The following is a 25,881-nucleotide window of genomic DNA, read 5'->3' on the forward strand; positions in this document are numbered from 1 at the left end:
TATTACCCTGGGTTAAGGGTTTGGCCTTTCACCCAGGCTAGAAAATTAGGGGTATTTAAAATTTGCTTTAAGTCCTTTCCAGCAATCAGTATAATCTTTTTGCATTTGCGGAATACGCATTGCTAGCTCAGTAACCTTCCATGCATCTCTGGTTTCAAACATAAAAGCCAAGGTATTCAAGTACAATTCAGGCTCTAATTTTTGTGCTATCGCTTGTTCATAACTTACTTGGTCGGGTCCATGGGGTGTCATGCAATTATGAATACTTACTCCGCCGGGCAAGAACCCTTCTTTTTTGGCATCGTATTCACCACGGACAAGACCCATGAGCTCATTCATATAATTTCGATGGTAGTAAGGAGGTCTAAATGTATGTTCGGCAACCATCCAGCGAGGAGGAAAAATGACAAAATCTAAATTCGCTACACCGGGTGTATCACTTTCGGAAGTTAATACGGTAAAAATGGAAGGATCCGGATGATCAAAACTAACTGTATTTATAGTATTAAACAAGCTTAGATCATAACAATAAGGGGCATAAGTACCGTGCCAGGCAACTACATTAAGAGGGGAGTGATCACATTTAGCTATCCATAATTTATTTTGATATTTACAAATAAGAGTTGCTTGTGTAATCCCTTGTTCAAACGCTGCAATGGGATATTGAAAATGCCGTGGATTAGCTAAACCATTTGCACCTATAACTCCTAACGGCGGCAGAGTAAGTGGGCTACCACTATTTTCGCATAAATATCCCTTTGTTTCGCTACCAATGACTTCCATTTTAAATTTAACACCCCGAGGGATAATAGCTATCATGCCTGGGCATATATTTAATTTTCCAAACTCAGTGTGTAGATTTACTTCCCCCAAATAAGGAACAAAAAGCATTTCTCCGTCATTATTGGCAAAATATTTATTCTGCATGGATCGAGTACAGTGATAAACGTATGCATTAACATGTGGGCTTCCGGCAAGATGAAACATGCCATCAACAAAGTCAAAATCTTCTTCATTAAATAGTTCAATTGGGGACCAACGTAAGGGATTTGGAGATTGTTCCGCATGATAGGGTTTAAACAGCTCCATTTCATAGGCTTGATAAGTACCTTGAGCCACAGAAGGTAATATGCGATATAGCCAGCTATGTAAGTTATTCTGTCTTGGACGAGTAAAGGCAGTTCCACTTAATTGTTCCGCATAAAGACCTAAGCTACAGTGTTGTGGTGAATTTTGGCTACTGGGTAAAGCGCCTGGAACTGCTTCAGTTTGATGATGATTACCAAATCCCTGCAAATACACTGTGATCTCCTTTAGTATTTATGGTTCATTGAGTAGCCTTGGTGGAGCGCAGCAGAAACCAGGGAAACATAACTCTAGCGTTAACCTAGGGTTCACGTGCTTCACCCAGGCTGCATTTATTTTCGATAGCTTAAAAACGTAATGATGGTGGCTACTATAGTCTAAAAAAGTTAAAAATGTCGAGTCCAAATGTAAGTTAAGTTATTCTTTTTAACAAAAGAGCATGTATAATTTATACAAAATTAAATATGGTTTTGAGGTAGTGTTATGGCAGGTCATAGTAAGTGGGCAAATATTAAATTCCGTAAAGGAGTTCAAGACGCAAAACGTGGAAAAATATTCACTAAGTTAATTCGTGAAATTACCGTGGCGGCTCGTATGGGGGGAGGAGAGGAGTCTTCTAATCCAAGATTAAGGGATGCAGTTAAAAAAGCGCTTGCTGCAAATATGAAGCGCGACACAATTGATAATGCCATCAAGCGCGGAGTAGGCGGACTAGAAGGCGAAACAATGATGGCTATGCGTTATGAAGGCTATGGGCCAGGAGGAGTTGCAGTCCTCGTGGATTGTTTATCTGATAATAAAAATCGAACTGTATCTGAAGTACGTCATGCTTTCACTAAGTGCGGCGGCAATTTGGGGACCGATGGTTCAGTATCTTATCTCTTTAATAATCAAGGAGAGATTCTTATGGCCCCGGGACAGTCTGAAGAACAGATTATGGAAATTGCTCTAGATGCTGGCGCCAATGATGTTTCTGTGGATGAGGGTCAGATTGAAGTAATTACTCCTGTAGAAGCGTATCATAGTGTATTGAATGCGCTAACAGAAGCAGGTCTGGATATTGAGCAATCTCATTTAACCATGCGTGCACAAACTTTAGTTTCTATCGATGATGAATCAGCAGAAAGCCTCTTAAAATTAATCGATATGTTGGAAGACTTAGATGATGTTCAAGAAGTATATAGTAATGCTGAATTCTCAACAAAACTCTTAGAATCCATGAATTAATGACTATTATTTTAGGGATAGATCCCGGATCAAGGATTACAGGCTACGGTCTGATAAAAGAATCAGACCGTAAAATCGAGTACGTCGATAGTGGTTGCATCCGTACAACTCCGGAGGGTGAACTTAGCCAAAAATTACTGCAAATATATAATGGTATTTGTCAATTAATGGATCATTATTCGCCTACTGAAGTAGCTATCGAACAAATATTTATGCATGAAAATCCAAACTCAGCTCTAAAATTAGGGCATGCACGTGGGGTTGCTATGGTTGCTGCTGCATCTCATCGTGTTAAAGTGAGTGAATATTCGGCTCGAGAAATAAAGCAAATGGTGGTCGGTTACGGAGCTGCAGAAAAAGCACAAGTAAGTCATATGGTTGTGCATTTGCTTGCCCTTAATAAGGCGCCACAGAAAGATGCTGCCGATGCATTGGCCATAGCGATTTGCCATAGTCATATGCGTCATAATTTGTCCTCAGTAATTGGACGTCGAGGATTAAGGAGAAGAAAGAGATGATTGGTTGGTTGGATGGACAAATTATTGATAAACATCAACCAGGGAAATTGGTTCTTAATGTTCATGGTGTAGGATATGATGTCGAAACCTCATTAAATACCTTTTTTCAGCTGGATAGTTTAAATGGCTCAGTCGGGTTACATATACACACTGTAGTTCGTGAAGATGCCTTGCTTTTGTATGGTTTTTTGGAGAGACAAGAGAGAGAGCTATTTAGAGCGTTAATTAAAGTAAATGGTATTGGTCCAAAACTTGCTATGTCAATTCTTTCCAGTATTACTCCGCATGAGTTTGTTCAATGCATTCAACAAGAAAATGCTTCCATTTTGATGAAGTTACCTGGCATAGGCAAAAAAACCGCGGAGCGTTTGGTAGTTGAAATGCGCGATAGCATGAAGCAATTTTCTGGATCCACTTCGGTTTCCCCAAATAAATCGATTCCTATAATGAGTGGTCAAGATGAGGCAGTGTGTGCTTTAGAAGCATTGGGTTATAAGCCTCAGGAAGCATTAAAAGCAGTGAATAAAGTCAATGATAGCTCTAAAAGTTGTGAGCAACTTATCCGAGACGCATTGCAAGTTTTAGCAGCCCGCTAACTAATTGCATGAATTGTAACGACATTTTATTCATTCCTGATGCGATACGCACCCGATTAAACCTTATTTATTTTCTTGGACAGGTATAAAGAATCTTACAATTAAGCCTGTTCCCTCTTTAGGGGTGTCAAGCATAAGTCTTCCCCCATGCAATTCAGAAATTTGCTGGACTATTGCTAAGCCAAGACCACTTCCTGGACTTTTGTTTCCTAAGACACGGAAAAAACGCTCAAACACACGTGATTGTAATTCAGCTGGAATACCTGGTCCGTTATCACAGACCTCAAGCATTATTTCATTCTTCAATTTTGCCAAACGTACGATAATTCTTCCATGCGCATTACAGTAGCGTATGGCATTATCAACAAGGTTACGAATTAATATCCCCAAGGCAGTGGAATTACCATAAACAGTTAAATTTTCTGCGTCACTTTCAAATTCAAGATCGATTTGTTTTTCTACTGCAGCTGGTGCAAGCATAGCAAGTATTTCGCGAGTTAAACGGCTTAAGTTAACCTCATCTTTCTCGTCCATGTGCGCTGCTTCTGGTACAAGTCGGCTCATTGTAAGTAACTGTTGAACGATGTGGGTACTGCGATTAACACTTGCAATAAGCTTTTGCAGTGCCTGATTTTTTTCTTCAATATCATTAGAGTGCAACGCAACCTGAGCTTGTGTTTTTAGAGCGGCAAGTGGGGTACGTAGTTCATGCGCTGCATCTGCTGCAAACCGTTTTTCTCGTTCAAATCCTTCTTTTAGCCTAAAAAACAATTTATTTAATTCATCAATTACGGGTTTAATTTCTTCTGGAACTTCGTGTAAATCAACCGGTTCAAGATGGCTGGGGGCGCGGTTAGCTACTTCCTCTGCAACCTTATCCAGACTATCTAAGCCTCGTCCAATAATAATCCATATTAATAATCCAGATAATGGGAATGTTAAAAGCATAATATAGAGGTCATCTTGAGCAATTCTATGACCTAGTTCATTACGTGTATCGTAGCGCTCAGCTAGAACGGTACGAATCCCTGCTTTATCATTGTATGTAGTGAAGACACGCCAATCTTGAGTGGAGATTTTTTTATCACTAAAGCCGTCAATTTCAGAAGTTAAAGGAATTTTAGGGGCTGAAGAGGAATGCAATAAGAGTTTTCCTCCATTGGTCCAAACCTGAAAATTAAACTTATCCAGATAATTTTCCGGGGGTTCTTCATTTAGAAATCTTTTTTGATAGTAGGTGTCAATCTTTTGAGGAATTGTTTCAAGGGCTTCTTGAATTTTCGCGAGAGGGCGTTGATGGAGATCATCACCTAGTAATGCTTGATACGAAAGTGCCGAAACGGCCATTAAACTATCCAAGTGATCTTGAATATCCTTTTGATCAAGATAATAGTTACCTATAGCAGTTAATGTGGTCGTTATAGTAATGGCCAACAATAGATTGATTAGGAGAAACTTTCTTATAGAAGATTTCACGATACAGCAATACCATCATTTTTTTCTGCCATATATCCTACACCTCTAATTGTTCGAATAAAATTGGCATTAAGTTTTTTACGTAAATTATGTATATGAACTTCCAGTGCATTACTATCTACATCTTCTTCCCAACCATATATACTTTGCATGAGCTGTTCGCGGGATAAAACCTGACCGCTGTTTTCCAGAAGCTTCTGGAGTAATGCAAATTCTCTACGTGGGACATTAACTAAAACATCATCAACGAATACCGAGTGTGCTGCGGGATCCAGAGTTATATTTCTGTATTGCAGAACGGAGTCAGCCCGACCTTGTGAGCGTCTGACCAGTGCTCTGATTCTCGCGCTAAGTTCATTGAGATCGAAAGGCTTAATTAAGTAATCATCTGCTCCACTATCCAATCCTTTCACACGATCTTCAACTGATTCTCGGGCAGTTAAAATAATAACTGGGGTCGGATTGCCATCATGACGTATACTTTGTAATAATGCGAGTCCAGATAACTTGGGTAATCCCAAATCTAGAATAATTAGCTCAAATGATTCAGATTTTAAAGCAGCTCGAGCTGCTTCACCATCTTTAAGCCAATCCACAATATAACCAAATTGGGTTAATCCGGTTTTTACCGCATCACCCAGTAATTCGTCGTCTTCTACTAGCAATAGTCTCATTCTTGCTCCTATTGTTTTTCAAGGCCAGTCTCATCCATGTGTTTTGTTAGATAAAAAGCTTGAATTAGTACAAAAAGCAGAGTAAAACCAACCCCACCAAATAACTTAAAGTTCACCCAGGCATCCGTATTAAAATTATAGGCAACGTAAATATTTACGGCTCCCATTAAAATAAAAAACAATACCCACGCTGTATTCAGTCTATACCAGATCCTTCCAGGTAGCGTTACATTGGCCTCCATCATTTTTTGGATCAATGGTTTGCTGCCAATGTAACCCGAACTAAAAAAGACTAAAGCTGAGAGCCAATAAATACCGGTTGGCTTCCACTTAATAAACCAGGGGTTATGGAAAAAGAGAGTAGCTCCTCCCAAAATCATAATTATTGCAAGGCTGATAATATGCATTTTTTCATAATGCTGGAATTTTAATCTGTAAAAAGCGACCTGACTCACAGAGGCTATCATTGCAATAGCCGTCGCAGTATAGATACCAAAAAATTTGTATACTATAAAAAATAAAACTATAGGAAAAAAATCAAATAGTAATTTCATATAATTTAATGCAATAAAATAAGTTACTTTCAGTATAACACAAGTTTTTGTGCTCACCTCCTTGCTTTATACTAGAAATGCAAAATAATTGTTAGCATAAGGACATTATGTATTGATTAAAACGATTAGTTCAGTACAAGAACAGAAATGCGATGAGAAGTCTAAATTCCTTTTGAATTTATAAATTAATTAACCCACTAATATCTTTTGTCCACTATATAAAGGCTCATTCCGGTTGAGGCCAGGGTTTAATGCCATAATACGTTCTATTTTGGTTCTATGTTGTTGAGCTATAGTGCTGAGGCTATCGCCCTTTTTTACAATGTACTGAATGGGTTGGACTACTTTTTTCCAAATTATAAGTTGTTGGCCTTTTTGCAACGATTGGTTGTTTGCTAATTTATTCCAAATTTGAATGTCTTTAGCACTGACGTTATAAGCTTTTATCAGGGTTTGATAGGTCTCATTTTCTTGAACAATGTGAATTACACGTTGATTTTGCGGCATAGCTATTTGATGCGGCACTTGTTGGACAGGAGTAGAGGGCTCTTTTCTAACTATAACAGGGGCGTTTCGAGTGCTCGGAATTAAAAGGAATTGATTGGGCGCTACATGATTGCTCCTGAGTTGATTCAATTGTTTTATTAAATTCACGGTCGTATGATAGCGAACAGCAATATTATCCAAGTTGTCACCGGGTTGTACTATGTGTTTTTCCCAGCTAACCCGTTTTTCTGCAGGTAGATTAGCTAAGTTAAAATTAAATTGATGCACTTTTTCCGCAGGGATAAGTAATTTAATGGGTTTGTTTGGATCGGTAGTCCAACGGTTAAAACCAGGATTTAATTTGATTAATTCTTTATAGCTGATCCCTGCCATTTTGGCCGCATGGTTTAAATCGATTGGACTTCCAATATTTACTTCCACGAAGTAAGGGAGGTAGGGTATCTCAGGTAGCCTCAATTTATATTGTGCTGGACTTTGAATTAGTTCAGCCAAGGCGAGAAGACGAGGCACATAAACTTGAGTTTCTCTGGGCACACTCAAATCCCAAAAACTTAAAGCGCGTCCCCCTGTAGCTTTTATGGCTCGGTCTATAGTTCCTTCACCTGCATCATAAGCTGCTATGGCCAATACCCAATTGCCATTGAAGAATTTATTAAGATATAGAAGATAGTTGAGCGCAGCATCGGTTGAGGAACTAACACTACGTCGCGCATCAAACCACCAATCTTGTTTTAATCCTAAACCTGCACCGGTTTGAGGCATTAATTGCCATAGTCCAGCGGCACCTGCAACAGAATAAGCAAACGGGTCATAAGCACTTTCAATCATAGGTAACAGGGCCAACTCTCCAGGGAGATTTCTTTTTTTCACTTCATAAATAATATGATAAAGATAGGGTTCAGATTGACGGCATACTTTAGTAAGAAAGCCCGGATGAGCTAAAAACCAACGGATTTGCTCCTGTACTTCAGGCCGCGATGTTTCATGGTTTAAGCTAAATTGGGTGCGCAACACATCCCATGAATCAGCCGCTGCAAACGCTAGAGTATCATTAGTAATACCAAAAAAAATGAGTAGGCAGAATAAAAAAACTTTTGTTTTGAAAAGCTTAAATATCAATGATAATTACCGATGAATGAATTGGTTACTGAGTTTACTAAAATAAACCTCAGGATTAAACCCTTCATTGAGAACGCAACTAATCCTTTTGATAATTATTTAGATGCATGGAACAATCGAGCCTGTTTCGCTGCAATTTTAATACCTTCTTTATTGTGTAACACTCAAGAAAAATATAATATCACCTTGCTCATTGAATAATCAGTGCTTGAATTGATAGCTCTTGTTATAACATGGCATAAATACTCAAATTTAGATTAAAATAAAAGTGATTTGTGGATGCATGATTCAGTTGTTCCTTTTCTTTACATAAAAAAACAGCCTACTTCTTTTTTTTCTGGCTCTGATAAACCAAAATATATGTGGAGTTCTTCTGAGTCTGGGGTAATAAATGATGTAAGTTTTACTTTGCTGAAAAGTGTTTTAAGCTGGTATAGAAATCCATTTACCGAAAAAATTTCTGCTCTAGTACCTAAAGATACTCAAACCATAAAAAAAAATGACAATAAGCAATTTTGGAAAAGTAGAAAAGGATATATTTCTTTAGAAACTATTGCCGAACTTGATGATATTGGAAATTGGCGGGATAAATCTTTTTTAATCAATATCCTTCTTGATGAATTTAATATTTATCTCCAAGAAGGTTTTACAATTGGTATAAATTTTCGTGAAATATTTCTTGTGCCGGAGGGTGAAGAGCCACCTTCTCACTTTCGGCCGGGTATCGATCTTTGTGTAAGAAGCCATGTCGAATACAAAGAAATGACGGGACGACTATCTTATCAACTCGGCAAGGCGATATTTTATCGCTATAAACCGTTCATTTCCTCGGATCGTACAAAAGATTCTGTAAATCAAACCATTATTGACTATTACTCCAATAATCCTTTTTGCTCAACTTGGAATAAACCTTATATTGATTACACCACCTCTCTGAAAAATTATCATTTCTTTGATTCTGCCTTTGCCTGTTTTATTGCTTACAAAATGCCTCTCTCCTATGAGTACTTATCAGCGTCTCGTCCCATCTCTAAAGTTGTTGCACTGACATATCCGGTGCAAGTTACAGAACTATTGCCTTTTTTTCAAAATAGTACAGCGTACGGTAATCAAGAACTCACCATTGTTCTTAAAGGGAGTCAATATAAAGATAAATCCATACGACAAAGTGTGTATGAAGAGATTGCTCAGTTAATAAAAGAAAGCAAGTGTACTTCAATGATACACCTCTTTTTAATAACAAAAGATGACATCGATGCGAATCTACTTGCACTTAAACCCGAATCCCAGGAAAAAAACTCACTCTATGAGTCACTTCCTCAAGATGCGGGATATTACCTCTCTTCAAGCAAACTTCTATCTTTGACCTACAGAAACATCCAATCAATAGCATTATCTTCTGAGTTGTTTGATAAAGAGCTACGAGTGTTGGATAAAGTTTATGAGGGTAGAGCCAAAAAAAAACCAGGAGCTTATATTTATGCGAAAGAAGTAAGCAATAATATACGCAAATCAAAGACAATGACTATTAGCCAACTCAAGTCAAAAGCACGATTATCAGTAACCCAACAACAATCTGTTGCGCAGACCCAAGTGGTTAATCAACAAGTACAAGAGACACATCAGCAGACCTTAAACCAGCAAACCATGCAAAATGTAGCCATTTCTACCCAAATGACTTCAAAATCTTCGTGGGATTTAAAAGTTAATTTAGATAGTTTTTGTAAAAGATTGGAAAGTTGTGCAAAAAAATATTTATCGCAAGTAACTGATGAAGAACAATTATTCAAGCAAGCCGGTTGTCTTACAGAGTTTTATCTTAAGCACCACAGCCGAAGTCAATTTTACAATCAACTTGCCAATGATAAAGGCTTCCGTTTGCAAATGGCTGCTAAATTATTTGGTACCGCATTGGTCTCTAAGCATGATTCATCCTCCTTAGTTAAGATCAAATTACCTCATTATGCCGTTGATAATATTGAAGTTGTGGTGGCTAATTCGTTAATCGCTAATATTGAATCAGTACGAGATGGACTGTTTGAAAAATATCGAGAAGTTAAGGATTACTATCTATTTGGGCAAACGATTGATAATTACACACTAGTCTCATACCGAAGCCATATAATACCCAGTCTTGCTCTGTCTCAATTGTGGAATATGCCTACCAAAAGTCAAGAGGAACACCTTGCGAGACCCTTCGTACCTTCTCTTTCATATAATATATTGCTTAGTGAAGAAGAACTGGCTTCTGTAGAGAGCGGAAAAAAACTAGAGCTCATTGAGTGTGTTGAATCCCTGCTAAAACTGTTCAAACCGCACCCACCTTGCAATCCTGAGGAGATTCGTATTCTTGAACAGCAAATGCTCGTTTTGATACGTTTTTATTGTTTAAACCGTAGTGAGGAAATTGAGCAAATAGAAGATTTTATAAAATGTTTTCCCACCCATAATGAAGACAATCTAAAAATTCTATTACATGTACTTACTTGCAGTCACAAAAAAGGACTGGACTCATTATTAAAATTGTTATCATTTTTAAACGATAGAGGGTTATTAGCTTATTTTTATAAAATTTATTTCCAGTATGCAGTTGATACTTCAGTACTCAAAGAGCTCCTTAACTCTCCCCTAAGATCTATTTTTTTAAGATTAGCGGCACGAATTCCTATAGCAAAATCAAAAGAATCGTGGCCTGATTTTGAACGATTTTGCTTGCACTTAAGTTTATTTGCAGCGCAGAATAATTTCCAACTTGATGCGAATGATTTACGTACGGTCGAAAACTTATGGCGTCGTTTATATGCAAAATTTTTAGCATATAGCGGAAATAAAGAAACAGAGGCACAAAAATTATTATCTCAGCTCACATTAAATTTAATAGATGAGCACAGCTTATGCATTGCTCCAGTAAGTAAACTCGACACATTTTGTACGGGTTTAGAATATTTACTTGACCATGCCATGTCAAAGCAGATGTTGGAAGAACAAATTGAAGAAATCAAAGGGATTTCCCTGTTACCCATGGACGCACCTTATGCCTGTGAATGGAATGGATTTCGTCTTGTATCTTCTGAAATGCAGATTTATTCCTCAGCAATCAATCCTGAAAATAAAGCTTATTCAATTTCCCCGGATGAACTCTTACAAATTATGTGCTCTCATCAACCAGGGAATGATGATCTTAAAGTAGCTGTCTTTCGATATTTGGGGACGCAAAACTTACGTGAACATCTTAGTTTTTATAGAAACCTATATCAGTCACTGACTCAAAAAGCGATAGAGCCGAACGAGAGGGATATTGCAGAACTGTTATTCAGCTTCTATGTTATTCAGTTTACTGGGAAAGGATATTATCGGGATATTGATAAAGAACAATTTACAAACCAATTAATTCTCTTTTTAAAGAACCAAAATTTATACCATTTACTTCCAACTCAGAAAGTTTATTCACTCATAGACGATTTATTTCTTTCATTAAGTCAATCAACAACCGACAAACAAAAAGGAACTATCAGCATATGGTGTCTCTGGCGAGAACAGCAAAATTTTTCTCATAAGATAACAAAACCAATTCCCGAAATTTTCCTAAGGAAATTTTCAAGAAACAACATAGGGCATTTTTTATTAACGCAAAAAGAAAATTTAATTCAGTCACTCCCTGATATAAATGATGTTGGTGAGAATGCCTGGTCACTCATCAATGTTTGGTGTGATGAATTAAATAGCTCCCCAGAATATAAAAAAATTGTTAGGCATTACCTAATGACGCTTTATCCAGAGATGGATATGGGAATTTTATTGAGGGATATTGATAAGATTGCTGTGTTTTTACATTCCATTACTTCAGTTTACCAAATGAACTCGAGAAGTTTAATTTATCTTGTCTTTGATCAATTTCTTGATAAAACCCCGAACAAAGAAGCCTTCTTTTCTCTCAGTGAACTTGTAATGAATGAGATGGCGAAACATCAGAATCCAGCGTCAAAAGATAAGTTAACCAACAGTTTCTTACTGATTCTTAGGAATAGTTCAAAACTTTACCAAGGACTCCCACAAACAAAGGATTTAATAAGTCTTCTCCTGGATACTTTTTTCAAAATGGAGATTACAGAAAGCCCTAAATTACTGTTCACTCTAATGGAAATTTTATTGCCATTAGGGATGGACGAAGCTCAGCAACTTTTTAAAAAGCTTCTTCCTATGGTTGCTAGTGAAGAAGGGAGGAAATTTCTAAAGTTTCACTCTGATTTAAATACAACTCAACTCAAAGAAATAATACTATTTGCACAAAACGTGAAATCCCCTGCACTTGCCTTGAGTGCCCTGGAATGGCTTTTTCAACAGGGTCTTTCCAAAGAATTGACTGGAATGACTTCATTATTTGAGCAAAAGGATGAGGAAGATATCCGTTGCTTATTGCTTCTTGGTCAAATCCTTTATCAGAAAAAAGATAAATCGCTACTGACTCAATTGCATAAGTTAAATAATAAACCCATACAAGTTTTAAAGAAGATTGTATGTCTTTATCAACTAAAAACTGCAAATGCAGAAGAAGTAGTCGAATTATTGAGCACATCTTCCTTAGAGGAGGGAATTGCATTATTTTTGCGTAAAAAATATCAAAACAATCTCGAGCGATACGACTACCATTCTGAAAGAGTAAGAGAACACATAGCCCAAATTAAACTAAAATCTCCGGAAAGTGATGACGATTTACCATTGAGCCATCAGGAACAAGAAGAGTTATGGCATGACTATCAATTTTTAATGTCCTTTCTGGCAAAGAAGACTATCAAAATTAATTTTCGGGGATCCAATAAAGAAGTCACTATTAATGAGTTGACTGAGAAAGAGTTTCAGCTTTTATTTAAGGAACTCCAAGAACAAATTAAAAATGGATTAAATGTCCATCGTAACCAATTACTCTTAATTGCTTTAAGCGCTGAAGCTCTTTATAGAACTACAAACAAGTTTCCTCGTCATACCCAAATATTAACTCTTCTCAAACATCTTCATCATCCAGGTAACATCATACATGAAATTAAAACTGGAGAAGGGAAGAGTATCGTTGCTGCAATGCATGCTGTTCTATTATGTGGGAATGGTCGGACGGTTGATATTGTCACCGAAAATGAGCAATTAGCTAAAAATGCTCTGGAGAAATTTGCGCCATTTTATCAGTATTTGGGAATACCTCATGGAACGAGCATTGTAGCAGCGCAAAGCACCCATTCGGAATATATCCCTAATGGGATCAACTATTCGACGGCATCTGATTTGTCTTTATTTCGTATGCGGATGGCTTTGGAGAAAAGAGCAATGCCAACCAATCCCTCTCTAATTGGGGATGAGATTGATGCAACCTTAACTTCAACAGTGCAATTTCGTTTGGCAGCACCAATAGATTTTATATCTAATGATACGAAATTTTGCCACCAAATGAATCAATTGGTCCTTGATTTTGTCAAAGAAAAGGAGATCTATTTAAATAACCCATGCAGCCAAACGGACGATATCCTTAATTTAAAAAATTATTTTATTGCCAAGAATCCTAATAAAGAATTTCTTGATTTTACCCAAAAAGTTTCTGATGAGATTTTAGGGATATTAATTGAATCAGCGATGATAGCTCAGGAGCTGGAAGAAAATGAAGATTATTATATTGTTAAAAAGAAGGATAGCAAAAATGAATACTTCTATGCCGCCCCAATTATTGCCAGCACTAAAAGACCAGCTCCCTATGTAAACTATTCTGATTATGTTCAACAGTTGTTGCATACCTTACTCAATAATAAACAACCACCACCAGCTTATCCATTCAAAATAGAACCAAATACAGAAACGATCCTTGCCACCAGTTCCAAAAATTTTTTTGACTATTATCGATTACATGAAGGCCCTATAATTGGTTTGACTGCAACCGCAGGTGCCTGTGTAGAACGTGCTGAATTTTTTGAACAGCAGGGTTTAGTAGCATACAGTTATCCTTCCTTTTATCCTGATCGGTCTACAGATTTGGGATTAATAACGGTATTTGGAAAAGAGGCACTCCTTCAAAAAACATTCGAATGGATTAAACAACACAAACAACAAAATCCCACTCAACCTATTTTGTTAATTACGCGTTCACCGCAAGCTACTGAGCAATTCAAGAATTTTATTATGTCTCAAACGGACTGGAAAATTCAGAGTTATCATGGCCTCGAAGATGCAGGAAAATCAGAAGAAAACATTATTTATACAGCTGGAAAAGATGATGTTCTCACTGCTGCAAATCAAAGCCTGGCTCGGGGTGCAGATATTGATCCTGAGCATGAGTATGGTTTATTAGCCATTAATACATGTACTGATTTAACACCGAGCGAATTGCGTCAAATTCAAGGAAGAGCAGCTCGTAATGGAAAACCTGGACAATTCATTTCGATCATTGATGCACAGAACCTAGGTTCTCCTTCTGACTCCGCCGAATCTTTGGCGGCTGCTTATAAAAGACATCAACTCGATATTAGTATATCTCAACAAAAAATGCGTGCAAAAAGTCGCTTATTGGAGGAATCTCGTTATTGTATAGTGAGTCATCTTCTCAAACTACGTGAAGCTGCTGACAAAATATTAGCATCTCAATTTGGGGAAGAGCATTCTATTGCGGATCATCAACAATTAATGCGTTCCTTGAGTTCATTGAATCGGAGAGCAGAAAAACATTATGCAAAGTTATTGGAGCAACACTCTGAAATAGATGATGAAACAGCCAATGAATTTCTTTTCACACTAATTAATGATTACCAGCAGGTCTTGGACAATTGGCTTCCAGAAGATCAATTTCGTCAGATGCAATTCGTCCAACCATCAATTCCACTTGAATCCTTGAAAATGCTTTCACTAAAGTTGCAAAAAACTTCAGTGGGGCAATTACGGAATTTTGCCGAAATTTTTCACCGCAAATGGAAATTAGATGGGCATAAACAAACCAAACAACACTTGGATAGTTTGGATGAATTAGCGGAGTTGTTTGAGCCTTATTTTAAAAAGAGATGTAGCTTTAAGTTTGCACTGGGGCATGCATTGAATCAAAAGGAGCTTCTTGAAACAGAAAAAATAAATGCTCAATTTACTGTTATTAAAAAAAGTATTGATGAAATGCTGGAGTTTGCCCAATCCATTCCTGTAATTGGTAAATTAGTTCCTGTCGTAAGTATCAGAACATATGTGGAGCAGTACCTTGATGTAACTAAAAATCAAATTCGAGAAAAAAAATGGGATGAGATAAGTCCTCCGACCATAGATATTTCTAGTATCACTAATTGGTTTCAAGGAGTAAGTCATATACTTTCCGTGAGCTCCATTTTAATTGGAGGCCCAATGTCTTTTGTTATAAAACGTTTTATCATACCCACTATATTGGGATGGATAAAAAAAGCGCTTAAACGTAGTTTTGCAAATTCAGAATCACTGGTTGCACAAATACTTATTGGTATCGATGACATAGGCAATGATTTATCGGAAGCAATTAATGCCCTCACTACTTTAGATAAAGAAAAAAATATTACAGTAGGACTCTTATTAGATAAGTTTGGCCCGTTGTTAAGAAATAAAGCACTTCTGTTGGCTTTATCAAAATATTTGCAGCTTATTGAAAAGCCGCAATACATTCCATGGTTGGAAGCTATTCCGGATGTACTGGCTATGTTTGAACGTTATCGAAACAATAAACCTGATGAGTTGCTGAAAGTTAATACTGTAATGTTGTTTTTAAAACAGGCCGCAAGTTCAAAGTTGATTTTAAAAGTACTTAAAAATAGCTCGTATCACGAAAGTTTCCAGCGATTAAGTCAGTTAGACTCAAGATTTGTAAACCAAATGAGTGCCCTTTCTTTTACTGATTTTATAAATTTAATCAGGATTGCCGCTCATCCCAATTTCTTTATATTAATGGAAAAACTCCCGGAAAAAACTACCTTTGTAGAATTGGCCCAATGGTTAGAATCCATCCCAGAGGATCTGCCCAATGAGACTCGACAAACGATTCAAGAGCTCCTGGATTACCAAAGAAATCATGAACGAATTGCTGAAGAAAATAAGCAAAATATACTAAATTTACGTAAAAAAGGTCATTTAACACTTAGTAAGTTTAAAGACGAACTTGAAAAATTGAAACCTGTGTGCAAACCAGGGGGATTAAAGCCAGAGCCAGAGGTTAAAGAATCTTCAAAACCTTTTGACATGAAGAACTTGGTCTTTCTATTGGTAGTAGCAGCATTTATAAGTTATAGCGTTTTATATTTCTCTATTCCCATTGCATTAGTAAGTTTGGCTCTTGCTGCGTGGATACTCGCTCCCACCGTTCGCAATCATTTTTCACAACAAGAAAATGAACTTGTAAAATCATCGGAAAATTCCTTATCTTCGGAAGATGTTCCTTCATTTATATTAAAGGAAGACCTTAAATCACAGTTAATAACAGGTAAAACAAATAATATTGTACGTGAAGTGAAAGAAAGCACACTCTCTGGTATTGGAGAGGCAAAATTAGGTTTTTTTAGAGGAAAAATACAAAAAAATGAAAAAGGAATAATGGAGAATAAATTACCTCCCACATTTATCGATCAAGAATTACAAGTACAGCAATTAATAGGGCATGCTTCGCTGTCATCTCGATAAACCATTCAAAGTTTATTAAAATACGTTTTTTTCTTCTCTTAAGATTCTAAATATTTCAAACGAATTTTTTGATGATGCTCCATGTGCGAGTGCATATTTATGTACTTCAGGTTCATCGGTACGTAAAAAAGGATTAATTAATAATTCGAGTTCTAATGTCGATGGAAGGGTGCAAGCTCGGGGTGAATTATGTATTTTGTTTAAGTATTGTTGAATCACCTGGTTATTAGGTTCCACTGTTTGAGCGAAGCGTAAATTTTGTTCTGTGTACTCATGGGCGCAAAATATTTTTGTGGTAGGTGGTAAGGTTTTGAAAAGATACAATGATTGATGTAATTGTTCCATTGTTCCGTCAAAAACACGGCCACAGCCCGCAGAAAAAAGGGTATCGCCACAAAATAATAATCCCTTACTTGACTCATAATAACTAATATGACTTGAGGTATGTCCCGGATTGAATAAAATTGTGAAAAAACATAGTCCGATTCGAAGGGATTGATGTTCACATAGCCTATTATTTACATTCGGAATGCGAGGATCGTTTGGACCATAAACAGCACATGAGGGATAGACTTTGAGTAATTGACTTACTCCTCCAATATGATCATGATGATGGTGAGTTAGCAGAATAGAATCCAATTGCAGTTGATGTGTATGAGCAAATTGCACTACTGGTTCTGCATCACCAGGATCGACACAATCAAATGTTCCTGCAGCTTTATCAATAATTGCCCAAATGTAATTATCGGAAAAAGCAGGAATAGGGTAGATATTCATGAATAAGCCTCAATAAGAAAAGAGGAACTACCTGAATTAAAATAAGTTTTAAGGGTATTTAAGACTGTTTTCATTTCTTCTGCTAAAGTGAAGGGTGGATTAATTATCCATAGACCACAACCCCCCATACCGTTCATTGGTGTTGAAGTCAGATTGAATTCAATACGTAACGCATTTGTGGGATTGATTTCTTTCATCCCTCTATTAAGTCTATCATTTAGTTTTTTATCGACCAATGGATACCAAAGACAAAATACACCTGTAGCAAAACGAGAATAAGCATGTTTAATTGCAAGAGGAATCTCTTTATATTCTTCTTTTATTTCAAATGAAGGATCAATAAAAATTAATCCTCTCTTTTCTGGGGGTGGAAGTAGTGCTTTCATCGCTGCGATACCGTCAGTATTGCTGAAATGTACTTTTTTATTCATGCACTTAAGCTGACTTAGAGCTTCGAACTCTCTAGGATGAAGCTCACAAAAATACATCCTGTCCTGCATGCGGAGCATGTTAATCGCGAGGAACGGTGAACCCGGATAATATCGCAATGAATGAGTAGAGTTGATTTGATTGAGCGATTGAAAATAGTTTTGAAAAACAGAGGGCAGGGATTGTCGGTCATGCCAAATTAATTGAATGCCTTGTTTGTATTCCTGAGTTTTTTCAGCTTGCTTATTCTTTAAATCATACAACCCTTTCCCGGAATGAGTTTCAAGATAAAATAGAGGTTTATCTTTACGCGTTAAGTAATCCAAAAGATGGGTTAAAACGATATGTTTGATGACATCCGCAAAATTTCCTGCATGATATCCGTGTTGATAACTGAGCATGGTGTTCCTAAAACATTTTTATAATTGTCTACTATACTCTTTTTAAGAGAGTATAAAAGAGGAAATCTATGGATCTTCACGAAGACTATGATGACCAATCATTCTCTGATTATAATTACGACGATGATATCGAATCTACAGCTCATCGAAAAAACGTTAGACGTATGCTTGAGGAGAAATTGGAGCGTAAACGTTTAAAAGAGGAATTTAAAGATGATTTCGATGAGTTGAGCGGAGATTTTGACTGGGATATTTTAGATAAGTAATTGAGCCTCTCTTAATGATGCTCAAATTAGAAACGCTTTGAAACAACATGGCGGTGTATCTTATTATCATAATGATAGTCGTCTATTGATGCATTAATGTGGCTGCTTTTAGGGTATTTTCGAGTAATGTGACTATGGTCATTGGTCCTACTCCCCCCGGTACGGGTGTTATCCACGAGACTTTGTTTACGGCATTTTTAAAATCTATATCACCTCTAATGCTGCCATCTGCGAGTCTATGGATGCCTACATCAATGATGATCTGATTTTTACTAAGCCATTCACAATCAATAACATCCATTTTTCCTGTGGCTATAATGACAATATCAGCAATGCGCACAAATTTTTCTAAATCTTGAGTGAATTTATGGGCGATAGTTACTGTCGCTCCAGCAAGGAGTAATTCTAAACTCATAGGGCGTCCGACAATATTAGACGCACCAATAATCAGAGCATGTTTCCTTTTCACTTCAATTTGGTAATGTTGTAAGAGGTGCATTATGCCAAGAGGCGTACATGGGCGTAATAATGGGTTACGCTGCGCCAGTCGGCCCAAATTATAAGGATGAAAGCCATCAACATCTTTTTCTGGTTTGATATGTTCAATAATCAAACGTTCATTTATATGCTTGGGTAAAGGCAGCTGGATGAGGATCCCATCAATTTGATCAGAGCCGTTTAATTCATCAATTAGTTTGATAAGTTCTTTCTGGGTTGTTTTTTCTGGCAGATCGTAGGAATGGGAAATTATACCTACTTCCAAACATGCTTTACGCTTATTGGCAACGTAGACAGTAGAAGCAGGATCGTTGCCAATGAGAACTACAGCAAGACCGGGGGCGCGATGATATCTTTGTACATAATCGTGCACATGGTGTTTTAGTTCCTCTCGACGAAGAGAGGCGACAACCTTTCCTTCAATCAATGATGCTGACATAGTTACCCATAAGAAAAGCAAGGTAATAAATTATGAATTAGAGGTAGGGGTAATGCAATAGATTAATGATGTCTGAAGTAATTATCCAGAATTTTAAAGATACTTACCCCGTTTTTAATTTAATATTTTAGGTTCTAGTTCAAACCTTTGTCCTTAACGTGTTGTAGAGCCAAGCAATTAGAAAGCTACTAATAAAAGTACTAATAAATACTCCGACTGCACCAAGAACGCATTGAAGTAAGGAAAGATCATAGGTCATGTATACTGTTCCCATTACCCCAGTAAAGGGTTTGCCTTTATTAAAAATTAAAATCATCAATCCCATGAAGAATGTAGAGATTCCCGATAGAGCGCCAAGAGATACTCCTAAAGCAATTGGATCTATTTTGCCGAATTTCATATAGTTACCTATTATTTTCCAAATAATTCGTACCATTATTCATTATTATGATTGTTATGTGAAGCATCTTACTTTATGCAAGAAGGATTAAAAATTGAGTATATTTTGTTCAGGAAACCCATGATTAAATTACTAAAAGTTTTGCTACAGAGCATGATTGACTCATAAGCTTGCTATCTCTATACTGAAATCCCTTTGATTTTAAGGTAAATATCGTGGAAGAACTTAGTGAATTACTTAGACCATCTTGGGGTGCAGAAAAATGGATTTTAGAAGGATGGAACAAGATTACCGCAGATGAGAAACAACTCATTAAAAATAGAATAGATGAGTTATTTTGCGATGGTTTACCTTTTGAACTTCAATCTGACAAGCTATTTTATATTTACACGTTTTCACTTTTAGCACAGCTCGAAGTATTGGCAGTTCAAATTCCCCTGAAATTTGAATCAAAAATGTCAACCGTTGAATACAGAGAGCGTATGCGTCAACAATTGCTTGACGAAATATTTCATGGCTTAGTATTCACTAAAATCGTTTACATGCTTTGTGCTCCATATGCTTCGCCACCTCCTTACAGCCCACATATTGAAATCATTTGCAACTTTATTCGAGCAGAAAGTTGCCCTAAAGTAGCAATTATGTTGCTTAACCTCATTGGTGAAGGATGGATTGAGGAAATTTTTGAAAGTTTACACCGCTATGGTGTTGCACCAAAAGTGTTCACCACAATTCTCGAAGATGAGCATCGTCATGTGTGTGAAGCAGATTTATATCGTGATATTGGCATGCCAGATGTTGAGCAAATAAAACCGAAAATTGCTTATCTGGAAGAACAATTAATCACCAATATTTTTATGCAATATAAATATATGTCTTCTGTTTGTGCTTTGTTGGGTGTTGATGGAGTGATGCATTTTAAAGAATCATTGAATAATAAACATACGCAGCAGCTAAATAAAGTCAATCTTGAACCCAGTGAAAATTGGAAAAATTTCATGGAATTTGCAGATGAACTTTTGCCCAGAGTTCGAAATTATACTGAGTCAAATCGCGAAGTTGAGATGACTCCAATTCGCAAAGCACTCATGACGCAGTGGGATAATCCTAGCGATCCAACTATGACTGGGCAGTTTAGTATCGATGTCTCATGTCTTGATTTTTTTAATAAAAAATTTGCCTCAGAGACATTAACTACTTTAATGTTGCAGGCAGTTAGTTCCTGGATGACTTTATCGGATTCTTTTAGAAATTATTTGAGTTTTAGAAAAATTTTTCAAACGAAAGAAGCTTATGTCGGTCTTGTTGTCTTGCTACCGGGATGTGGGGATCATTTAGGTACAATTGTTTTCGAAAACTGTCATAATCTTAGCTTTTATGAGTTATCTGCAAAAATTCGCGCCATAGTCGGCATGATGGTTTATTGCTATAAAAAACGTGAACAATTAGAAAAAACAAATCCACGTGTACAGCAACTTATGAAAGATATGGTTTATGAATATGCATATAACACTTATCCCTATCCTCTAGCAGGAACACCGTATATTTCGTTAAGTAATATTGGTGTTTTTGGCTACACCCAATCTATGGCACCACTTCGTAAAACTGAGTCCATGCGCTTTACTATAATGGAAGTTGATCGAAGACCTGTTTGGCAACATGACACTGAGTCATTTGTACCTAAGGATATGTTGCCTGTATCAATCAGCGCTGATCATCGTATTTTTGATGGTAATTCGACCGTACCTAAAATGGTTGAAGAAAGGTTCCAGGCTATGTTTGCTAAAATGTGCAAGGAAAAGCCTAAATCAAAACAACCATCGCATCAGCATGAACAATTAGAGTTACTTATAGATCAATTGATTGAAACTAATGTTGAAATGGGATACAAGACTTTAATGCTACTTCAAACCTGTTGGTTTGATTTTATTTCCATTGAAGACTGTTATACTGCATCCCATTATCATGGGATACAAGATTACACTCAGGAACCCACCCTTATCTAATGTAATCGAGTAAAAAGTTATATACCCAAGCAGCAATATAACTACTAACAAAAGTGTTCATAAGTACTATGCCCGCACCTAGACCCGCATTAGCCACGGAAGGAGTATATGAAAGATATATACTTCCAACCATGGCTACAAAGGGTTTACCTGTATAAAAAACAAAAGCCGCCAAACCCATAAAAAATGAAGCAAGTGCTGATAGAATACTAATAGAAATACTTAAAGCAAGTGGGTTTATTTTGCTGAATTCCATGATTTTTATCCTATTTTTAATAATAATTCATGCTATTATTAATTATTCCTTTTGAGATGGGAAGCTCAATTTTATTAGAAATTTTATAGAGATAGCCATGGACTCTTGTCTGCATTACAAGTAGAGTTATCAAATTAATAATGCATTTTAATAGAACTTTGCTTCGTGAGCCAAGTAGAATATATTAAAATGGAAAAATTCTATGTAAGATGCTCATAAGAACGCTAATTACTTGAATGGATTAGTAAAGAATGTTAATTTTTTTTAAACTAATTACCTGTCTTCAACCCCAAAGGGCATGGAGCTCTGATTGAAAAAAACGGTTTTATTCTCATCTCTATTTTCCCTTACTTTGCCAATAAGTGCGTACACTTTAGGTTTGGGTGAAATGAAAGTAGAATCAGCTTTAGACCAGCCTTTTCTGGCTGAGATTGAATTACTTGATGTACACGATGTTTCTTTGTCAGGTATCAAAGTAGGACTTGCGGATCCACAAAGCTATCGAAGTCTAGGTATTGAGCAATCTGAAATAATTGGTTCTCTCTTCTTTGATATTAGAAAAAATAAACAGGGAAAATTCGTGGTGGTGGTTCATTCAACCGACCGAATGACGGACCCTTATATGCAACTTGTGGTTGATTTGATCTGGTCTAAAGGGCAAATTAATAAAGTTTATACAGTATTGTTGGATCCACCTGGCTATAAACTAGCAAGTACCACTGCACAAAGCGGTTTAACCTATCAGAGAAAATTTACAAGTTATCATCAAAATGCAACGAGTTCGACTAAAAAATATCGTGAAGTAAGTCATGTTGGACAGAAGAAAAAAGCAGTATATGGCCCGACAGTATCTAATGAAAATGTCTGGCAAATTGCACAAAGATATAAAACTTCTGATGCTATTTTACCGCAAATTGTTCTTGCAATTGTGGGTGCAAATCCAGATGCCTTTACGGATGGAAATTTAAACGGATTAAAAACGGGAGTTCGCCTTAAAGTTCCTTCTGATAAAGATTTTCAGGAAGTTCCTGCTGACTTAGCTACAGTTGAAGTAATGGCTCATGACAAAGCATGGAACGAAAAAACATCAATTAATCATGTATTAGCTCCGCCTTATATAACAGGACAAGCCTCCAGTGCTGCCTCTGAGTACTCACAAATACCTCCGGTGCCAAAGTTTTCTGATGTTTCAACTTTGATGCCCAGTCAAACATTGTCTCGATTTACTGTGCCCAGTTCCATTCCGTCCTTGGATACTAAAAAACAAGTAAGTCCCGAGCAGAATAGAACATTGAAGGCTGAAATATCAATTACATCTGCTGCAGTAGATTCTTTGCGGGAATCTAATGCACTATTAACAGAACAACTTAGTTTATTACAAACACAAAATAAAAAATTACAAAAACAATTAGATATACGCGATCACGAGCTTCAATTAATTCGTAATCAAATTCAAACTATGATGAAAGAGCGGATAGCCATTGCAGGACAAAGCAGCTCCATGAACAATTCAGATCCATCCTATGAGTTTTGGATGTTATTCTTTTTATTGCTTGTAGCGGGAGGGGCAAGTGGTGCTGCTGCATATTTTTATTTTAAATGGCGTGATCAAGGAAAAAAAGCCAAGAGTTCAGTCACTAATACTCCACCCCTCATACCTTCTACTCCAACTCAACCAACTATTAGTGCAGATGAGCGACTCATTACGAAAGAACCCTTACAGGAATTTAAAGCTGAATCTCAATTAAAATCTGGGCCTGAGACAGAATTGAAGCCTGAGCCTAAATTGAAGCCTGAGCCTAAATTGAAGCCTGAGCCTAAATTGAAGCCTGAGCCTAAATTGAAGCCTGAGCCTAAATTAAAGCCTGAGTCTGAGTTAAAGCCTAAGTCTGAATTAAAGGCTGAGCCTGAGTTAAAGCCTAAGTCTGAATTAAAGGCTGAGCCTGAGTTAAGGCCTGAGCCTGAGTTAAAGTCTGAGCCTGAGTTAAAGCCTGAGCCTGAGTTAAAGTCTGAGTCTGAGTTACAGCCTGAGCCTGAGTTACAGCCTGAGCCTGAGTTACAGCCTGAGCCTGAGTTACAGCCTGAGTCTGAGTTACAGCCTGAGTCTGAGTTACAGCCTGAGCCTGAGTTACAGCCTGAGTCTGAGTTACAGCCTGAGTCTGAGTTACAGCCTGAGTCTGAGTTACAGCCTGAGCCTGAGTTACAGCCTGAGCTTGAGTTACAGCCTGAGCCTGAGTTACAGCCTGAGCCTGAGTTACAGCCTGAGTCTGAGTTACAGCCTGAGTCTGAGTTACAGCCTGAGCCTGAGTTACAGCCTGAGCCTGAGTTACAGCCTGAGCCTGAGTTACAATTTGAAACAGAGATAAAAACCTCGCCTAATGTAGAGAATGCTACTAAGTCTCCACTATTGGCAGCAGATGAAGAGCACTTGTTGGAAATTATACCTACGGAAAAGAAACTTGAATCATCTAAGCAAACTGATGAGGGCACAAAAAATAAACCGCAAGAGGATAATTTACTTGAGTTTGAATCGGGCTTACATCATGAACTTACATCCAAGTCGCCCGCTAAAGAAGAGAATTCCCAAGAACATGTTGATGAAGACAATGGTTTAGATTTTACTCCTTCATCCTCTGATGATGAAATTCAAACCCCGAAGAAAGAAGAGAATAATGATCTTTCGCTGTTAAAAAATAAAAAGGCTTTAGATACCCTTTTAGCACTGGCAAAAACTTATATAGGAATGGAAGATATAGAATCCGCATTGCATTCATTAAATGAAGTTATGGAGCATGGGACTAAGTCTCAAAAAGAAGAAGCACAACGCTTAATTGATGAAATCAAAGGAAAATCTTAAATTTACTGGTTGCCTAGTTGCAGACACAGCAGTAACCCGGAAATCCAGGCGACGATGCTTTATTTCTTCATTTAATAAAGTTCTTTTCTTTACCGAAAAGATAGGTGGCTGTAATTAGGACTTCATTTGTACGATAGGAACCCAGAGTTAATGATTCCCCCGTCCAAGTATTAACCCCGTTACCAGAGGCGAGTGGCCCTAAATCCTGAAAAATATACCCCACTGAAAGAAACAATTGGGGAAGGAGTTGCACATCCACCCCGGCACCTATATTGTATGCGAACTCACTTGTATTAGAGTTTCTAAATTCAGGACTAACTCTGGGGGTAACTCCTGCGAAAGCTGATTCATTATAGTTAGAAGCATTGTTAAAAGAACTACCTATTCCTCCGTTAATAAACGGTGAAAATATTCCATATCGCATTACATTTATTTTTCCCGAGGCTAATAAGAGATTGGAAGTAAAGTCGAGATTATATTTGTAATTTGTAAATTGAGGTAAAGAATACTGTGTAATTTCGCCACTAATATGTGTTGTAAAAAAATACTGCCAAAAGATGCTTAATGAATAAGAAGGGAACCAGATACTCTCATTTTGCCAACGCCGGCCAGCAGATACAGCAACAACTCCTCCATTATTATCCCTAATTGAATAACGATCAGCACTATAAGGAGCTGGAAACCCAGATCCATTATTTACTTTCGTATGGGAATTTAATTCAGGAAATTGTGCGCCGCCTCCAAGCGATATAAACCAACTACCTTGTGCATTGGAAAGGGAGTGATGTAAGGAATTTTGTATATTATCGATATTTTTAGAGAAAGAGGGGCTTTGGCAGACAAATAATAAAGTAGTAATGCCAAAGTAAAATAAATTCCTTTTCATATATAGGTCTCAATTAATGATTATAATGTTATGCAAAATTAATGGCGCCAATTAATTGCGGCATGAGAAAGTATCATAATTGAATGAATCAAATCAATAAAATAGTCGAACACACTTTGTAAAAGGGATTACAGCTGTAAATTTATATTAAGCAACATCTTTAATTAATAAAACAGAATTGAGACAAAAGAAATTACTATAATATTTAATAAACTTGTAAATCAATTATATTAAGGTATAGACAAAAC

General features: G+C 37.0%; 19 protein-coding genes. 8 read left to right on the top strand and 11 right to left on the bottom strand.

The window, feature by feature from the left end:
• Positions 1–45: 45 nt before the first annotated feature.
• The gene (hmgA, locus tag HBNCFIEN_RS06750) at positions 46–1,302 is read right to left on the bottom strand and encodes a homogentisate 1,2-dioxygenase (protein ID WP_182393295.1); all 1,257 of its coding nucleotides are present in this window, start codon (positions 1,300–1,302) and stop codon (positions 46–48) included.
• Positions 1,303–1,569: 267 nt separating this feature from the next.
• Here hmgA and HBNCFIEN_RS06755 point away from each other — a divergent pair, with 267 nt between their 5' ends.
• The 3 genes from HBNCFIEN_RS06755 to ruvA are packed head-to-tail and all read left to right on the top strand — an operon-like array spanning position 1,570 to position 3,427.
• Entirely contained in the window at positions 1,570–2,313 is a 744-nt protein-coding gene (locus HBNCFIEN_RS06755) for a YebC/PmpR family DNA-binding transcriptional regulator (RefSeq protein WP_182393296.1), read from the top strand.
• Entirely contained in the window at positions 2,313–2,831 is a 519-nt protein-coding gene (gene ruvC / locus HBNCFIEN_RS06760; RefSeq protein ID WP_182393297.1) for a crossover junction endodeoxyribonuclease RuvC, read from the top strand. The genes HBNCFIEN_RS06755 and ruvC overlap by 1 nt, the downstream gene beginning before the upstream one ends.
• Positions 2,828–3,427: a Holliday junction branch migration protein RuvA gene (ruvA, locus tag HBNCFIEN_RS06765; RefSeq protein WP_182393298.1), complete on the top strand. Its 600-nt coding sequence runs from the start codon at positions 2,828–2,830 to the stop codon at positions 3,425–3,427. The genes ruvC and ruvA overlap by 4 nt, the downstream gene beginning before the upstream one ends.
• 63 nt (positions 3,428–3,490) lie before the next feature.
• Here ruvA and HBNCFIEN_RS06770 read toward each other — a convergent pair whose 3' ends face one another.
• From HBNCFIEN_RS06770 to HBNCFIEN_RS06785, 4 genes are all read right to left on the bottom strand, one after another.
• Positions 3,491–4,903, bottom strand: a complete 1,413-nt coding sequence (locus tag HBNCFIEN_RS06770) for an ATP-binding protein (protein WP_182393299.1) — start codon at positions 4,901–4,903, stop codon at positions 3,491–3,493.
• Positions 4,900–5,577, bottom strand: coding sequence for a response regulator (locus HBNCFIEN_RS06775; RefSeq protein ID WP_182393300.1), 678 nt, complete (start codon positions 5,575–5,577; stop codon positions 4,900–4,902). Before HBNCFIEN_RS06775 ends, HBNCFIEN_RS06770 begins: the two co-directional genes overlap by 4 nt.
• Positions 5,578–5,585: 8 nt before the next feature.
• On the bottom strand, positions 5,586–6,131 hold the full coding sequence (locus HBNCFIEN_RS06780; protein WP_182393636.1) for a septation protein A: 546 nt from the start codon (positions 6,129–6,131) through the stop codon (positions 5,586–5,588).
• Between the two features lie 189 nt (positions 6,132–6,320).
• Positions 6,321–7,754 carry a LysM peptidoglycan-binding domain-containing protein gene (locus HBNCFIEN_RS06785; protein WP_370530121.1) on the bottom strand — a complete coding sequence of 478 codons (1,434 nt, stop codon included), beginning with the start codon at positions 7,752–7,754 and terminating at the stop codon, positions 6,321–6,323.
• A gap of 15 nt (positions 7,755–7,769) precedes the next feature.
• On the opposite strand from HBNCFIEN_RS06785, the gene HBNCFIEN_RS06790 reads away from it, so the two are divergent.
• Both HBNCFIEN_RS06790 and HBNCFIEN_RS06795 read left to right on the top strand, forming a co-directional pair.
• Positions 7,770–7,958 carry a hypothetical protein gene (locus tag HBNCFIEN_RS06790; protein ID WP_182393302.1) on the top strand — a complete coding sequence of 63 codons (189 nt, stop codon included), beginning with the start codon at positions 7,770–7,772 and terminating at the stop codon, positions 7,956–7,958.
• A 78-nt stretch (positions 7,959–8,036) separates the two neighbouring features.
• A complete protein-coding gene (locus HBNCFIEN_RS06795; RefSeq protein ID WP_182393303.1) occupies positions 8,037–16,418 on the top strand; it encodes a preprotein translocase subunit SecA in 8,382 nt (2,793 codons plus the stop codon).
• 15 nt (positions 16,419–16,433) lie between these two features.
• Here HBNCFIEN_RS06795 and gloB read toward each other — a convergent pair whose 3' ends face one another.
• The gene (gene gloB / locus HBNCFIEN_RS06800; protein ID WP_182393304.1) at positions 16,434–17,195 is read right to left on the bottom strand and encodes a hydroxyacylglutathione hydrolase; all 762 of its coding nucleotides are present in this window, start codon (positions 17,193–17,195) and stop codon (positions 16,434–16,436) included.
• A complete protein-coding gene (locus HBNCFIEN_RS06805; RefSeq protein ID WP_182393305.1) occupies positions 17,192–18,025 on the bottom strand; it encodes a 23S rRNA (adenine(2030)-N(6))-methyltransferase RlmJ in 834 nt (277 codons plus the stop codon). The genes gloB and HBNCFIEN_RS06805 overlap by 4 nt, the downstream gene beginning before the upstream one ends.
• Before the next feature lie 68 nt (positions 18,026–18,093).
• Between HBNCFIEN_RS06805 and HBNCFIEN_RS06810 the strand changes: the two genes are divergently transcribed.
• On the top strand, positions 18,094–18,291 hold the full coding sequence (locus HBNCFIEN_RS06810) for a PA3496 family putative envelope integrity protein (RefSeq protein ID WP_182393306.1): 198 nt from the start codon (positions 18,094–18,096) through the stop codon (positions 18,289–18,291).
• 82 nt (positions 18,292–18,373) lie between these two features.
• Here HBNCFIEN_RS06810 and folD read toward each other — a convergent pair whose 3' ends face one another.
• Positions 18,374–19,228 carry a bifunctional methylenetetrahydrofolate dehydrogenase/methenyltetrahydrofolate cyclohydrolase FolD gene (gene folD, locus HBNCFIEN_RS06815; protein WP_182393307.1) on the bottom strand — a complete coding sequence of 285 codons (855 nt, stop codon included), beginning with the start codon at positions 19,226–19,228 and terminating at the stop codon, positions 18,374–18,376.
• Between the two features lie 139 nt (positions 19,229–19,367).
• The gene (locus HBNCFIEN_RS06820) at positions 19,368–19,628 is read right to left on the bottom strand and encodes a hypothetical protein (protein WP_182393308.1); all 261 of its coding nucleotides are present in this window, start codon (positions 19,626–19,628) and stop codon (positions 19,368–19,370) included.
• A 215-nt stretch (positions 19,629–19,843) separates the two neighbouring features.
• Between HBNCFIEN_RS06820 and HBNCFIEN_RS06825 the strand changes: the two genes are divergently transcribed.
• Complete coding sequence (locus HBNCFIEN_RS06825) at positions 19,844–21,634, top strand: 2-oxo acid dehydrogenase subunit E2 (RefSeq protein WP_182393309.1); 1,791 nt, start codon at positions 19,844–19,846, stop codon at positions 21,632–21,634.
• On the opposite strand, the gene HBNCFIEN_RS06830 is transcribed toward HBNCFIEN_RS06825, so the two are convergent.
• The gene (locus HBNCFIEN_RS06830) at positions 21,627–21,890 is read right to left on the bottom strand and encodes a hypothetical protein (RefSeq protein WP_182393310.1); all 264 of its coding nucleotides are present in this window, start codon (positions 21,888–21,890) and stop codon (positions 21,627–21,629) included. The genes HBNCFIEN_RS06825 and HBNCFIEN_RS06830 overlap by 8 nt on opposite strands.
• A 310-nt stretch (positions 21,891–22,200) precedes the next feature.
• On the opposite strand from HBNCFIEN_RS06830, the gene HBNCFIEN_RS06835 reads away from it, so the two are divergent.
• A complete protein-coding gene (locus HBNCFIEN_RS06835; RefSeq protein ID WP_182393311.1) occupies positions 22,201–24,747 on the top strand; it encodes a FimV/HubP family polar landmark protein in 2,547 nt (848 codons plus the stop codon).
• A 67-nt stretch (positions 24,748–24,814) separates the two neighbouring features.
• Here HBNCFIEN_RS06835 and HBNCFIEN_RS06840 read toward each other — a convergent pair whose 3' ends face one another.
• Positions 24,815–25,633, bottom strand: a complete 819-nt coding sequence (locus HBNCFIEN_RS06840; RefSeq protein ID WP_182393312.1) for an outer membrane protein — start codon at positions 25,631–25,633, stop codon at positions 24,815–24,817.
• Positions 25,634–25,881: the final 248 nt, after the last annotated feature.

It is taken from the genome of Legionella sp. PC997 (genome assembly GCF_014109825.1).
Taxonomy (GTDB): domain Bacteria; phylum Pseudomonadota; class Gammaproteobacteria; order Legionellales; family Legionellaceae; genus Legionella.

What these genes read in the sequence shown, in the direction of transcription:
- HBNCFIEN_RS06820 (WP_182393308.1), bottom strand. Translation starts at nt 19,628, where the DNA reads ATGAAATTCGGCAAAATAGATCCAATTGCTTTAGGAGTATCTCTTGGC.
- ruvA (WP_182393298.1), top strand. Translation starts at nt 2,828, where the DNA reads ATGATTGGTTGGTTGGATGGACAAATTATTGATAAACATCAACCAGGG.
- HBNCFIEN_RS06830 (WP_182393310.1), bottom strand. Translation starts at nt 21,890, where the DNA reads ATGGAATTCAGCAAAATAAACCCACTTGCTTTAAGTATTTCTATTAGT.
- HBNCFIEN_RS06805 (WP_182393305.1), bottom strand. Translation starts at nt 18,025, where the DNA reads ATGCTCAGTTATCAACACGGATATCATGCAGGAAATTTTGCGGATGTC.
- HBNCFIEN_RS06755 (WP_182393296.1), top strand. Translation starts at nt 1,570, where the DNA reads ATGGCAGGTCATAGTAAGTGGGCAAATATTAAATTCCGTAAAGGAGTT.
- HBNCFIEN_RS06775 (WP_182393300.1), bottom strand. Translation starts at nt 5,577, where the DNA reads ATGAGACTATTGCTAGTAGAAGACGACGAATTACTGGGTGATGCGGTA.
- folD (WP_182393307.1), bottom strand. Translation starts at nt 19,228, where the DNA reads ATGTCAGCATCATTGATTGAAGGAAAGGTTGTCGCCTCTCTTCGTCGA.
- HBNCFIEN_RS06790 (WP_182393302.1), top strand. Translation starts at nt 7,770, where the DNA reads ATGAATGAATTGGTTACTGAGTTTACTAAAATAAACCTCAGGATTAAA.
- gloB (WP_182393304.1), bottom strand. Translation starts at nt 17,195, where the DNA reads ATGAATATCTACCCTATTCCTGCTTTTTCCGATAATTACATTTGGGCA.
- HBNCFIEN_RS06780 (WP_182393636.1), bottom strand. Translation starts at nt 6,131, where the DNA reads ATGAAATTACTATTTGATTTTTTTCCTATAGTTTTATTTTTTATAGTA.
- HBNCFIEN_RS06810 (WP_182393306.1), top strand. Translation starts at nt 18,094, where the DNA reads ATGGATCTTCACGAAGACTATGATGACCAATCATTCTCTGATTATAAT.
- ruvC (WP_182393297.1), top strand. Translation starts at nt 2,313, where the DNA reads ATGACTATTATTTTAGGGATAGATCCCGGATCAAGGATTACAGGCTAC.
- HBNCFIEN_RS06795 (WP_182393303.1), top strand. Translation starts at nt 8,037, where the DNA reads ATGCATGATTCAGTTGTTCCTTTTCTTTACATAAAAAAACAGCCTACT.
- HBNCFIEN_RS06840 (WP_182393312.1), bottom strand. Translation starts at nt 25,633, where the DNA reads ATGAAAAGGAATTTATTTTACTTTGGCATTACTACTTTATTATTTGTC.